Source organism: Chryseobacterium sp. Mn2064 (assembly GCF_049319685.1).
GTDB lineage: Bacteria > Bacteroidota > Bacteroidia > Flavobacteriales > Weeksellaceae > Chryseobacterium.
The window spans coordinates 319231-332418 of the sequence record NZ_JBMOUE010000002.1 but is presented as its reverse complement, the minus strand read 5'-3'; the positions used below and the strand labels follow the sequence as shown (position 1 = coordinate 332418).

The following is a 13188-nucleotide window of genomic DNA, read 5'->3' as shown; positions in this document are numbered from 1 at the left end:
ATAAAAACACTGTTATTAACGATAATAAACTCTTCATGTTAGTTTAGTTTTAATTGAATATCATCGACCACTTTGGCACTGATCAAATCTGAATTTTCTATCTGAATCTTCTGATGTCGTCCGCCATCTTTTTCCATCAATTCAATCTCTACTATCTGATCTTCTAAAAGCGTAAACTGGTCCATGAGATAAAGAAATTCACCGTCGGATTGGTAGTTGACTGTAGAGTCACGAGAATAAGTCCGGATAGGAGATAATACCTTATCCTGAACGACAGTTCTTTTTAGATTCTTTTTGTCGGTAATTTTAAAAGTGACAAAATCAACATCAAAAGAAACATTGCTCTTGTTTTTAATTTGAAAAATAAAATAAAACTTTCCTTCGTGTACATACAGAGATTTTAACAGAAACTGAATTCCAAAACTTTTTGAACCAATATGCTTTACTGTTCTTTTAGGAAGCTGGTACAAGGTTCTGATCAAAAGCTCGGTCAATGATGAAGATTCTCCCTTGAGTTCTTCAAACAGGACATCTGTCGAGTATTCTTTTTCCTGATGTCGTTGTAATTTCAGAAGGTCATAATTCAGAGTGTCGGGATAAGAACTGTAAAAAACATCAAAATTGTAAAATTTACCATCCTGAGTAATAACCGAAAAGTTTGTTTCTTCCTCGAAATCTCTTACTGAGGATTTTATTCTGAGAACATTCGCTACATCTTCCGCTTTATTGGCAATCAAATTTTCGCTTCCCAGATCCACGTATCGTATGGGAGATGGAAATAATATATGTGTTGTTTTATTGTACGTAACTTCCATCTTGTACGGTTCCAGTTTGGCCTGAGAAAGCGATGCGAAACCTGAATTTTCCTGAGCTGCTAATCTGCAGATACCGAAGAGTATCAACAGAACCGAGAAAAATATATTAAGTCGTATTTTCATTAATTTTAATTTAAAGGTTAATTATTTTTTTGAAACTAAAAGCACCTGATGCCCTGCCTTAACAGTAACTTTAGGCTGTCTTACTTTCTTTTGAAAGTATCCTGAAACTCCCTGAACCAAACCTCTGGTGAGATCGGCAGCAACCTGTTGTCCTGCCGATTGGGTCATCATAATATTGGTGCCGGAATTCTGGCTCATGTTGGATGCTATATCCTTAATGGCGGTCTGTTCTGAAGAGTAGGGAATGTAAAGCCCCAACTGCCCATCATTATCATGAATATTAATCTGGACAGGGGTTATAGTGCCTTTATATTCAATGCTTGAAATTGCTAGTAACAGTCTCCCTCCCTGAAACTTTCCTGTTGCTTTTAGTACAGTACCTGAAGGAATGGTTGTCTTTCCAAGAAGCAAACCTTGTGTTAGTCGTAAGGGCACCATACTTTCATTTACCAATGTCATGGTTTCATGTATTACTGCATGGATACTGCTGTTATTTTGGGATACAGTATTTTCCTGTTCATTCTGTAACCCCGCAAATCGATTATGACTGATGGATGCTGAAAACGTACTGTCTGAAGGTTCTCGATACAAACTGGATACGACGTTGCGTTTTTGAAGTTGTACTGCCGTTATTTTAACTTTGTTTTCTTCAGGCTTTGCCTCAGAGGTTTTCTTTGGTTCAGGTTCTTCCTGCTGTTTTGGCGCAGGTAGATATTTTGCAGCCATCTGATAAGACTTTTCCATCAATTCTAACTGATCATTAATTCCTACAGTACTTGGAACTGCATCCTTATGTGAAATTTCATTCTTAAGCCTGTTAATTTCCCTTTTTAATTGGGTAACCTCATGGTCGTCTTTGCTGTAAAATGAGCTTAATGTTTGTTGTGCATTACGGTAGCTGTTTAAAGCATTCTGATCTGCGTTCGCATTGTTATAAGATTCTGGAGATAGAGCGATCAGCTGATTCGAGCCGTTTGATTCACTCCAATAATCTGAGAGGCTTGTCATAGCATTTCTTTTTTCTTCATTTTTCTGCTCCAACAATTCTAGCTCATACGCCTTCTGCTTATCTGCTTGTAATTTGTCATCCGCGGCTTGTGGCACTTCAGCATTTAAACCTACCTCTTGATTAGTTGTTTTATCATCTTTTGGTTTAAAAATCAGATACAAGGATCCCATACAAGCAATGAACATTAAAAAGTAAATGATCGGCTTTTTAAATTTTTCCCACCCTGGCTTACGATCCAAAGGTTCATTTTCGTCTGAGGAATGTATACTTCCTTCAGTGATTCTGATTTGACTTGTCTCTTTCATGGGGATGTTTTATGGGGTGAATAATTAGCTGGGTTTTCAAGCGGCTGATGTTGCATCTTTATCTCCTTTGGAATGTTATTGATATGTCCAACTGAAAGAATGGTTCGACTTTTTGAATCTTTTGACCATAGATGCATAACCGTTAAAATCGTCATTATCGCATACCCTGCAAAAAATATCTTGGTCAAAGAGCGTTGTCTTTTGGTAGGTAAGGATTTCCATTTCCCTTCTGCTTTTTTAACGAAGTCCTCTATTTTTAATCTTATTTTTTTCATATAACTGTTTTTATCGGTTAACAGTTTCAACATCTTTGTTCTCAATGACATTGAATTTTTCAATAGTAAACCCCTGAGGGTTGCTGTCTGACCTGACGGAATTGACCAGTTGACAATTCGTAACAAGATTTCGGATCGTTAAATTACTTGCGCGGATAATGAATTGCTTCCCATAAGTCTTTACAGCATAGGGATAGTTGTTAAAATCTGCTATTACACTGTCAATTTCGATGCGCTGTTGAATATTCCCGCTGATAATCCTGTTGTAATACCCTTTCTCAGAAAGATCCTTGTAGTAATTGAATGCAGATTGGTCGGCCATATTAAAAGCTCTTTTTACATTGCTCTCAATAGCACTTTTATCCGGAGCCACTGTAAAGAAGAGTTCGTGAAAACGCCTTACATGTTCTCTGGCTTCTACAGGTCTGTTGATAGACATATCCTGGGATAAGGCAACCATCAGTGATTTACCATTGTCAAGGACATATATCTTTTGTCTTTGTTCTTCTGCAAAACTGTAAGATTTGTACACAACAATGCTGACAACTCCAAAACAAAGGATGGCAAAAACAAAGGTGAACAATCTGATTTGCTTAAAACTGTTCTCTATATTTCTTAAGGTTTTAAATTCCATTTTTTTGTTTTTTGATTATTTAAGGAGTTGTCCTGAAATATTACCGGCCGCTGCGCCAGCAGTAGCACCCGCAACATTTCCTGACTTTTGTGCCATCTGGGTAACATTACGCATAAAGTTTCCGGCTCCGCCCGCCTGAATGATCCAGCCTGTAACGGTAGGCACAGTGAAATAGCCAATGATTCCAATGATCATATAGATAATGTAGACCGTATTGGAAGTATCTGGAATAAAGTTGGGATCTGCCAGCATTTCAATATCCCTTTCTATAATAAGGGATTGAATCTTTGCCAGGATAGCACTGAACATATCAGCCACCGGTAACCATAGGTACACACTGATGTATCTGGTCAGCCACTGGGTAAGCGTAGACTGAAAACCATCCCAAACCGATATTGCAAATGCGATGGGACCAAGAATCGAAAGTACAATGAGAAAGAAAGTTCTGATCGTGTCGATAACCAAAGCCGCTGCCTGAAAGAGTATTTCCAAAAACTCTCTGAAACCGTCTCTGATATCTTTTTTAATGGCAAACATTTCCCTTTCAATATACATTCCCGACATTGTCACGAGATCTGCAGGTGACCAACCCAGTTCTTCCAATTTTTTGTCAAATTCTTCATCAGAAATGAGATAAGCCATTTCAGGATTTCGAAGCATAGCTTCCCTTTCCAGCAGATCTTTTTTCTGCTGGAGTTCATTAAGATCTAATACCTGACCCTCCAGCATGGAGTGGCTGCCCTGAACGACCGGACTTAATACTCCGTTGATGCTGCCTAAGACAATTGTTGAAAAGAACATAATGCAGATGCCGACGGCAAATGGTCTGAGCATAGGAAACAGATCAATCGGTTCGGCACGACTTAATGCCTGCCAAACCTTTACGGCCACATAAAATAATGCTCCCAGCCCTGCAACTCCTTTTGCAACTGCTGCCATGTCAGCACACATCGGCATCATCTCATCATACACAGAACGAAGCACCTCATGTAAATTAGTAGGTTCCATCTTACCAGTATTTTTGATTAACAGTACCATACAGGTTGAGAACTCTCTGCGCGTTGTTCTGCTTTTTGGCTCTCAGATAACTGACAGAAATATTCTTATTGGTGTAATATCTTACCAGATTGTGATAATCTTTCACCTCTTTATATACTCTGTCAATAATTTCCATTCTTTCCTTATCATTCAATGATAGATCGGTAGAAGTGACAATCTGTTTTAGTTCTTTAAGCAGTTCAGTGCTTTCGTTCAATAGTGTTGAATAACCGTTAGCGATAGCGGTCAACTCCTGAGCATTGAAATTGGGATCATTCAGCATCTTTCCGAAATTATTAACATACATTTCGGAAACATCACCCACCAATAAAACAGTCTGCTGAACTTTACGGGCATCTTTTACTAAATTGTTTACTGCTTTCAGTTTGTCATAATATTCCTTACCCTGCTCATACACCTTTTTAACTTCATTGAAGTTCTTAACTACATTCGAAACAGTCGATGAGGTCTGTACAATTTCATTGGCGGAGTTGAGTATTCCTGAAGCCAGATTAGCCGGATCCGTAACCACAAATTGTGCTTTTGCAAATGATGTTATAGCTAATACAATAACCATAACACTTGTAATGATTAGATTTTTCATTGTTGTAAAATTTAAATGATTTAAGTTTCTTTTGTATTCGATTTGATTCTCCTAAGGGAAATCCTCTTGATGGCATGCTCTACATTACCATCAAGTTCAGAAGCCAATTGTATGACTTCCATTTTCTCTGTTTCTTCTGTGGTATAGGCCAGATATTCCTCTGTGGAAACTTCAGTGGCATATACTGCAGAGTGTGTTCCTCCCAATCCAATCCAGACCTCCTTATAAAGCCTTTTAGAATCATTATTCATATTGATGGAAAGAACCTGTGCTTTTTCTTTGTCTGTAAGACCCAGCATAGCCTGAATGTCATCAAACTTGTTCATGTATTTTCGCTGATCCAATAGGATCTTGCAGTCTGAATTGTTGATGATGCTTTCCTTAACAATGGGAGACTGAATGATGTCATCCACCTCTTGTGTAACGACAATGGCTTCTCCAAAGAATTTTCTTACAGTTTTGAAGAGATATTTGATATACTCAGCCATTCCTTCTTTAGCAATCGCCTTCCAGGCCTCTTCGATCAGGATAAGCTTTCGAATTCCTTTCAGTCTTCGCATTTTGTTGATAAAAACCTCCATAATGATGATCGTCACAATTGGAAACAGAATCTTATGATCTTTAATGGCGTCAATCTCAAAAACGATAAATCGTTTTGAAAGAAGATCTAATTGCTTTTCTGAATTCAGTAAATAATCATATTCTCCGCCTTTGTAATAAGGTTCCAAAACATTGAGAAAATTAGCAATGTCAAAATCCTTTTCCCTGACCTTTTTATGCTCCAGCACTTTCTGGTAATCTTCTTTGACATATTCGTAGAATCCATTGAAAGAGGGATGCTGATCATGGTTTTTGATCTTTTCAATATATCCGCTTACAGCATTAGACAAGGCAACCTCTTCAGATCGGGTAGGTGGTTCATCATCTCTTTTCCATAGTGTAAGAATTAAAGTTTTTATACTTTCCCGTTTTTCTATATCAAAAACTCCATCATCAGTATAGAATGGATTGAAGGCTATCGGATTATCTTCTGTATAAGTAAAGTAAACCCCGTCTTCACCTTTTGTTTTATCTTTTATCAGTTCACACAACCCCTGATAGGAATTTCCGGTATCAACTAACAGAACATGGGCTCCCTGTTCATAATACTGCCTCACCATATGGTTCGTGAAGAAAGACTTCCCACTTCCAGAAGGTCCCAAAATGAACTTATTTCGATTGGTGATGATTCCCTGCTTCATCGGCAGATCCGAAATATCCAGGTGGATAGGCTTTCCCGTCAGTCTATCCGCCATTTTGATCCCAAATGGGGAGGGTGAATTCTGGTAATTGGTTTCCTCAGTGAAAAAACACAAAGAAGGTTCAATAAACGTATAGAAGCTTTCCTCACTCGGAAAATCTCCTGCATTCCCGGGAATTCCTGCCCAGTACAATGTTGCAGTATCTGTTGTGTTGTGACGGGGTTTACATTCCATCAATGCCAAGGCACTTCCGGTATCATTTTTTAGCTGTTTAAGCTCAGCAGCATTATCAGACCAACACATGACATTAAAATGAGCACGGATGGATTGTAATCCAAAAGAATGAGCTTCGTTGAGGTATTTCTCAATCCATTCCTTATTGATCTGATTGGCTCTGCTGTACCTTGCCAGTGAATGCATATTTCTAGCGGATTTTTCAAACTTGTTCAGATTGTCATCACTGTTATCAATAAACAGATATTGATTGTAGATGTGATTGCAGCTGAGTAGCAGCCCAACCGGAGATGCAAATGAGAGCAAGCAGTCACTTCTGTCGGTGCTTAACTTTTCGTATCTGCTGTGCGAAGAAACTGTACCCGGAAGATCATCCGTATCCGAAAGAGTGTGCATGCTGATGCGGTTGTTACCAATACGCAATTCTTCTGCTCCTAAGTTGAGGTCTTGGAGAGGTGGATTAATTTCTCTCGACAGAGTCAGATACTGTTCTAACAATCCCGATTGTTTTGCTGTTCCCGTAATTTCATCAGCGGTCATTTTTTCAAGGAAAACATTTCCACTGTCATTCATAATCCTTTCAAACTGATCAACCGCTTCCATGAATCTGCTGATCACTTCCTTATCCCTGATTTCTTTTGGAATCAAGACTCCTTTGCAAAGTGATGAGAAATTACTCTGCATCCTCATTCTTTCCTTCGCAGTCTTAGTAATAAAGAGATAACAATAATGATTAAGGAAAGGTCTTTCATTAAAGTGTCTCTCAAAAGACTTTGATAAAAAGCTTTGATCGTTATTGGATAAATCAGGACGATAATTCTCTTTGATAAACCAGTCCTGTTTATGAACAATACTGTAATCAGGTAAAGTCTTTATGGCTTTGAACCAAGCCGAATGGATAGCTTCATACTCAGCTGACGCTACCGTAAACAGTTCCGGAAGCCGTACCTTGAAACAAACCGTAACATCAGCATCTTTTGAAATAATGCAGTTCTCTTCGACAGCCAGCAGTGGAAATCTGCTTTCCAGCGTTGCCACTTTGGATTGATTTCTCATGATGCTGCATTTTTGACGTTCGATTTAAGATACCTATAGATTGACTTTCTGCTGATGATATATTGAGGGTGCTTCTTTTTTGCTCCCAATTTCATTAATCCATGTTCTCCATACTTTCTGTTAAGAGAAAAGGTCTTCCAAATGAGAAGACCAGAAGTAGTTCCTCCAAGAAGTAAGCAGATATAGGTATTGACACCAGCCATGTACATGATCATGATGAATACGAGTATTCCTAATAATCCTCCTGCAAAAATGAACAGGTACTGTGCTTTCAATCCTTTGAACTCAACCGTTCTTCCTATTCCCTTGTTGATATAATAGGTATTCATCATCAATGATTTTAAAGGAAGAATGAACGCAGGATAGTCGCTGCTACTATTAAAAAGATACAGGCTCCAAACCAACTGGCGGCAGTTTTACTGGTATCAGGATCTCCACTGCTGAACTTGTTGTAAACTTTGACTCCGCCAATCAAGCCGACTACCGCACCGATGGCGTAGATCAGTTTCGTTGCAGGATCAAAATAGGAGGTGACCATCTGCGTAGCCTCAGTGATTCCTGCAGAACCGTTTCCCTGGGCATTAATACCCAGACCAATAAGCGTAAGAAATGCTGTGAACATGATTTTTTTTCTTTGTCTTTTCATAATGAATAGGTTTTTATGATTATGAAAACCCGTGCTTTACGGGTTCTGAGACAAAGGTGTTTGGTATGGGAGCGCCACCTGGGAATTTGGTGTTTTCAGGAATTGTTTGGCTCTATAATACTTTATAAAGAATATTTTGAGTACTTTCAAAAAATAGTACTTAACCATGAAAGAACAATCAAAGAGACATCACTACATACCCAAATTCCTGAGTAAGAATTTTAGTGATGAAAACAATATGTTGTGGGTATATAACAAAGAATCCAAAAGAATTATCAGTAAGATGCAAAGTCCTAAAGCTATTTTCTTTGAAGATGGCAGGAATCTTTTTGATATAAATGGGAGTAAGGGGGATAATATCGAAAGGATGTATGAAGAAGTAGATACTTTACTGTCTAAAAATTTAGCAAAAATTTTAAAAAATCAGCAGATGAGTGGTAGAGAACTTACATGGATGATTTATTTGGCTAATTTAACAAAGTGGAGAGTTCCCAAAGTTGATGAAATTGCTAGAAATCTTGTCAAAGATATTCCTATCGAACAATTGGGCTTAGCGATACGTCCAATGGATTCAAGTAAGAAAATAACACAAGAAGTTATAAAAAATTTAAATAATAAAGAGATAATTCAGGAAACAAAACGAATTCTTCTGTCAATACAGCCCATTTCAAATGAAGAAAGTTTAGATGAGATTCATAAGAATTGCTTTATCACTTTTTATGATAAGTTTCCCTCTCTGATAGGGGATTGTCCTATTATTGAAGAAGACAATTTGAACTATAAGACTATGGGAAACTTTATATTTCCATTGAGTGACAGTGCGACTTTGGTTTGTAAAAAAGATGCGAAAAAAGAAATAAAAAGTGAGCTATTCTATATTTGGAAAGATTTGAATATTTTTCATTTATCACAAAAATATGTTGCTTGTAAAAGTCGTGAACAATTAGAAAAAATGGAAAAATTGTATAGAATAGTGGCAGAAAAAGGTGAACCTCATCTTTTACAAAGAGCTGTTTTTGATGAAATAATTTAGTACTGTCATAAAGAAATAGGGAACTTCAAATGAATTTCCCTATTTCAAAATCATTGAGATCGCTTTTCCGCATATCGGAAGAACCGGATATTCCTTCATTGTTAAAAGAATTATCTAATAGTAATGCTATTTTATGGGAATCATTTTCCATAGAATTCTCAAGTAAGGTATATAATTCGGTTCCATAAGTTTTCTGAACGATCGCTGCTGCTGTTTCCTTTTGAGATGCGGTAAAACTATTTTGTTTCACAAACATCTCCACAGAGCTTAGTTCTTCAAAGGTAACCCCTTGGGCTAAACTGTTATCCTCACCGATTATTCTATACTTTTTCCATTCTTCTTCCTCTTCAATAAAATCAGGTTCATTATTAGAACCATATTCCGGCTCTTCCTGCGGATTTAATAGACTGATATTTTCGCTGATATCATATTCTATGTCTAAATTAGAGGGATCAAAACCAAGTTCATTTTCTTGTCTTTCAGAGGAAGTCATTGTCATAGAATGGAGTGAAGTTTTTGCTTCACCCATAATATTGGGTTGGTTTTTATTATTTGCGTGGTCTTCAGTTTTGTGAGTATGAGATTGTTTTCGGATAATTTTGTCATGGAGTAATAGCAGAATTATGATCAGAAGACAAATACTGATGATAGTTTCCATAGTTATAAAATGGGTTTAAAGTGATTGTTAAAGTACTCCGTAATCTCGTTTCCATATTCCAGAAAATGCTGTTCCAGAATATTGTCAATATAGGAATAGAGAGTTGTCCTTTCTTCTCTGGTAAGTTGTACAATCCGCAATAATCTTTCGTGATACTCTGGGCGTATGTAGACCACCTTACCATTCCGTCCTGAAGGAAAGCGATTGGTTAAAAAGGTCTCTTCATAGTTCAGCTTTTTAAAAGAATTGGTTTTTGCTTTTTCTTTGGACTTTTGAACATCTTGTTTGGTTGTATGATTTTGTTCGTCAAGAGCCGTTTGTTCACCACTGATGACCTGCATTAAATACTCTTCATCAACGGTAGTCTTCTCTAAATCGTTGTTATCATTGTTTGTAGCCATCTTTCGGGTTTTACAGATTTGTGATTCTTTGAAATTCTTCAACAAACAGATCCATTCTTGTTGCTTTTAAAAGCGGATAGTCTGCTGGTAACAGTGTTGATCTGAAAATACTGTTTCCGATATGATCGGATTCCTTACGAAATCGTTTGCTATCCATGATTCGCGTATCCATTATATTCATCTGAAGAGTCGCAATTGCTTTTTCGTAGATTTCGTATAACCCTGTCTTTTCCCGACCATCAATCTGATTCCAGAATAGCCACAGCGCTTGTTCCTGAAGATCATGCTCACCGGAAGGAAGAGCCATAAAAGCTTTGGTAAATCCTAACGTACTTTCTACAACCAAACGGTCAGCAGTCATGGGAGCAAAAATAAAATCCATTGATTTCAAAGTCGTCAGAACCCCTTTGGTATTGGCGGTACCAGGCAGATCGTAAAAGATAATATCTGGAACTACAGTAGTTTGTTTAATGTATCGGGTAGATTCTTCTATTGCATTTTCTGCCTTACAGCGTATAATCGGATATGCTTTCTTATTGATCAGTTGGAATTGTTTCATAGCAGCTTTCTTATGGTACTCATTAAGCATAATTGCTTTTTTATCACGTTCCCTCATATTGCTTAGACTGTATTGTGGAAAATCACAATCCATGACCAAAACATTGTATCCCAGGCGGTAATGTAATACGCTGGCAAGTAATATGGTAATCGTCGATTTTCCCACACCTCCTTTTTGAGTGGAGAAACTTACTTTTAAAGTTTTTTTTGTTGCTTTCATGATGCATGTATTTATTGTTGTTTTATAATGTTGAATGGTAAGAATCTGTATAAGTTGATTTATATGTAGGGGTACTCCTGTATTATCTTAAAAATCTAAAGATGTGTACATTTACATCATTTTTACAGGGCATATCTGCAACTGCTTTGTTGAGAGAATACCTTTTTTTGAATATCTGTAACTGCTTTTCTGCTTTTGCGCTTTTATAGTTTTAAAACTTTACATTTTTATGATTTACCCGTTTCATCATCAACTTTAAATTTTTCTGTAAAGAAAAGAGTCTTCAAAACCAGTACGGATCTTCAGGTAATTGCTGGTGTTATTTGGCAGTTATTGGAAGGGGGGATTATTGCAGATATCCGGTTGTTTCTGTTTACCTTGTTGTATACAATTTTAAGAAGAGTTGGTGTTTATTACAACATCTGAAAGATGTTGATCGCTTGTTACAATAGTTTTTTGTAATACGATAAATAGAGTGTTCACCTGAACACGGCAAGTTGTGTTTTGAGTGCCTCATAACTGTTTTTTGTGCCTCAAAACAACTTGCCCTGCCGGGAGCTTTGAAACACTCTCCGAAGTCGAGGTTTATAAACTTTAAATGGATATCTATGAATGATCAGAAAAATAATAAGAGAAGTAAAGGTGGGCGAAAACCAAAGATAAACCCTTGTAATCACCGTTATGTTTTTCGGCTGGATGATGAAGACAACAGCAAATTTCTGTCTTTATTTGAAGCCTCTGGAATAGATAATAAAGCTAAATTTATAACTTCCGTATTGTTTTCAAAAGAAATAAAAACAGTAAAAATTGATAAAGGTACTGTTGATTTTTACATGAGGCTGACTTCCTTTTATTCCCAGTTTAGAGCAGTGGGAGTGAATTACAATCAGGTAGTTAAGTTATTATATACTCATTTTACCGAAAAAAAAGCAGCAGCATTTCTGTATCAATTGGAGAGACACACTGCTGAACTTTCAGTGTTATGCCGGAAAATTATCGAATTGGCTAATGAATTTACTAACGAGAATATAGAAAAATGATGGTTCAATGATTGCAAAAATTGGCAGAAGCAGTAATCTATATGGTGCCTTAGCCTATAATCATCATAAGGTGGAAAAGGGACAAGGACAAATTTTGTTGATGAATAAAATGGTGGAATCCACAGATAGGAAATATACTATACCCCAACTCATGAGATCTTTCGATCCTTATCTGGTTGCCAATCAAAAGACGGAAAAACATACTTTACATATATCGCTTAATCCAGATCCGAATGATAAGGTCAGTGATAAGGATTTTGTGAAGATGGCAGAAGAGTATATGAATGGAATGGGGTACGGTGAACAGCCTTACATGGTTTTTAAACATACTGATATCAACCGTACCCATATTCATATTGTGTCTGTATGCGTTGATGAAAATGGCAGGAAACTATCAGATCGATTTGAGAAAAGGCGGTCGATGAATATATGCAGACAACTCGAAAATACCTATAATTTATGGCCAGCTGCAGAAGGACAGAATGAGAAAAATAACCTGGTTTTCAAACCAGTTAATTATCAGACCGGAAATATTAAACATCAGATCGCCTCTGTCATCAGGAATATAGCTGATGTGTATTCCTTTAAAACACTTGGAGAGTACAATGCGCTGCTTTCACTTTTCAATATAGCAGTTGAAAAAATTGAAGGTGAATTGCATGGAAAACCACAGCGAGGTTTGGTGTATTTTGTATTGGATAAAAACAAAAATAAAATTGGAAATCCATTAAAAGCTTCAAGGATTGGAAAAGCTGCACTCTTACCTGCAGTGGAATCTCACTTTTTAAAAAGTAAAAAATCTATTCTTCAATCGAATAAAACTGAAATAAAGGGTTGGGTTGACAATGCACTCAAAGTGAGTATTCATGAAAAAGATTTTGTTGAGAAATTAAAGTCTGTGGGTATTAATACGGTAATCCGTAGAAATGAAGCCGGACGTATTTATGGAATGACATTTATCGATCACAATTCCAAAACAGTATGGAATGGTTCAAATTTGGGAAAAGAATATTCCGCTGTTGTTTTTAATGATTTATGGAAGGATCAGGAGTATTTAAAAAGACCCTCTAATGAAAAGCAGGCAGAAACGGAATCACTCCCAACAAATCAAATTTTACCTCGTCAGCTACATCCTCTATTTGAGTTTTTAAATGATAACAATAATGATTTACATGATATTGGATTAATGGATTCATTTCCCGGACTGTTACCAACAGTGCAGGGAGAGGACTGTGAAGAACAGGTTTTTTCACAGCAAATGCGGAAGCGGAAAAAAAGAAGAAAAAGATAGTCTGATG

15 protein-coding genes are annotated in these 13188 nt (G+C 37.0%); 3 read left to right on the top strand and 12 right to left on the bottom strand.

Annotation, left to right across the window (positions count from 1 at the left end; translation table 11 throughout):
- Positions 1-38: 38 nt before the first annotated feature.
- From traN to ACL9RH_RS08520, 9 genes are read right to left on the bottom strand one after another with little or no spacing between them, the layout of a single operon-like run.
- The gene (gene traN / locus ACL9RH_RS08560) at positions 39-938 is read right to left on the bottom strand and encodes a conjugative transposon protein TraN (RefSeq protein WP_422692943.1); all 900 of its coding nucleotides are present in this window, start codon (positions 936-938) and stop codon (positions 39-41) included.
- Between the two features lie 21 nt (positions 939-959).
- Positions 960-2252 (bottom strand): conjugative transposon protein TraM, encoded by a 1293-nt coding sequence (gene traM, locus ACL9RH_RS08555; RefSeq protein ID WP_422692942.1) that lies wholly within the window; start codon positions 2250-2252, stop codon positions 960-962.
- Positions 2249-2527 (bottom strand): hypothetical protein, encoded by a 279-nt coding sequence (locus ACL9RH_RS08550; protein WP_422692941.1) that lies wholly within the window; start codon positions 2525-2527, stop codon positions 2249-2251. The genes traM and ACL9RH_RS08550 overlap by 4 nt, the downstream gene beginning before the upstream one ends.
- Positions 2528-2537: 10 nt before the next feature.
- Positions 2538-3161 carry a conjugative transposon protein TraK gene (traK, locus tag ACL9RH_RS08545; protein ID WP_422692940.1) on the bottom strand — a complete coding sequence of 208 codons (624 nt, stop codon included), beginning with the start codon at positions 3159-3161 and terminating at the stop codon, positions 2538-2540.
- 15 nt (positions 3162-3176) lie between these two features.
- Positions 3177-4169, bottom strand: coding sequence for a conjugative transposon protein TraJ (gene traJ, locus ACL9RH_RS08540; RefSeq protein ID WP_422692939.1), 993 nt, complete (start codon positions 4167-4169; stop codon positions 3177-3179).
- Position 4170: 1 nt separating this feature from the next.
- The gene (locus tag ACL9RH_RS08535) at positions 4171-4776 is read right to left on the bottom strand and encodes a DUF4141 domain-containing protein (protein ID WP_422693693.1); all 606 of its coding nucleotides are present in this window, start codon (positions 4774-4776) and stop codon (positions 4171-4173) included.
- A 47-nt stretch (positions 4777-4823) separates the two neighbouring features.
- Positions 4824-7334 carry a TraG family conjugative transposon ATPase gene (locus tag ACL9RH_RS08530; RefSeq protein ID WP_422692938.1) on the bottom strand — a complete coding sequence of 837 codons (2511 nt, stop codon included), beginning with the start codon at positions 7332-7334 and terminating at the stop codon, positions 4824-4826.
- Entirely contained in the window at positions 7331-7663 is a 333-nt protein-coding gene (locus tag ACL9RH_RS08525) for a DUF4133 domain-containing protein (RefSeq protein WP_422692937.1), read from the bottom strand. The genes ACL9RH_RS08530 and ACL9RH_RS08525 overlap by 4 nt, the downstream gene beginning before the upstream one ends.
- Positions 7664-7674: 11 nt before the next feature.
- Complete coding sequence (locus ACL9RH_RS08520; RefSeq protein WP_422692936.1) at positions 7675-7980, bottom strand: DUF4134 domain-containing protein; 306 nt, start codon at positions 7978-7980, stop codon at positions 7675-7677.
- A gap of 166 nt (positions 7981-8146) precedes the next feature.
- Here ACL9RH_RS08520 and ACL9RH_RS08515 point away from each other — a divergent pair, with 166 nt between their 5' ends.
- A complete protein-coding gene (locus tag ACL9RH_RS08515) occupies positions 8147-9013 on the top strand; it encodes a DUF4238 domain-containing protein (protein WP_422692935.1) in 867 nt (288 codons plus the stop codon).
- Positions 9014-9038: 25 nt separating this feature from the next.
- On the opposite strand, the gene ACL9RH_RS08510 is transcribed toward ACL9RH_RS08515, so the two are convergent.
- Genes ACL9RH_RS08510 through ACL9RH_RS08500 form a run of 3 tightly spaced genes read right to left on the bottom strand, consistent with a single transcriptional unit; the run spans position 9039 to position 10850 of the window.
- The gene (locus tag ACL9RH_RS08510; protein ID WP_422692934.1) at positions 9039-9671 is read right to left on the bottom strand and encodes a conjugal transfer protein TraD; all 633 of its coding nucleotides are present in this window, start codon (positions 9669-9671) and stop codon (positions 9039-9041) included.
- Between the two features lie 2 nt (positions 9672-9673).
- The gene (locus ACL9RH_RS08505; protein ID WP_422692933.1) at positions 9674-10072 is read right to left on the bottom strand and encodes a DUF3408 domain-containing protein; all 399 of its coding nucleotides are present in this window, start codon (positions 10070-10072) and stop codon (positions 9674-9676) included.
- A 10-nt stretch (positions 10073-10082) separates the two neighbouring features.
- Positions 10083-10850, bottom strand: a complete 768-nt coding sequence (locus tag ACL9RH_RS08500) for a ParA family protein (RefSeq protein ID WP_422692932.1) — start codon at positions 10848-10850, stop codon at positions 10083-10085.
- Between the two features lie 608 nt (positions 10851-11458).
- On the opposite strand from ACL9RH_RS08500, the gene mobA reads away from it, so the two are divergent.
- Positions 11459-11890: a conjugal transfer protein MobA gene (gene mobA / locus ACL9RH_RS08495; RefSeq protein ID WP_422692931.1), complete on the top strand. Its 432-nt coding sequence runs from the start codon at positions 11459-11461 to the stop codon at positions 11888-11890.
- A gap of 7 nt (positions 11891-11897) precedes the next feature.
- Complete coding sequence (gene mobB / locus ACL9RH_RS08490) at positions 11898-13181, top strand: conjugal transfer protein MobB (protein WP_422692930.1); 1284 nt, start codon at positions 11898-11900, stop codon at positions 13179-13181.
- Positions 13182-13188: the final 7 nt, after the last annotated feature.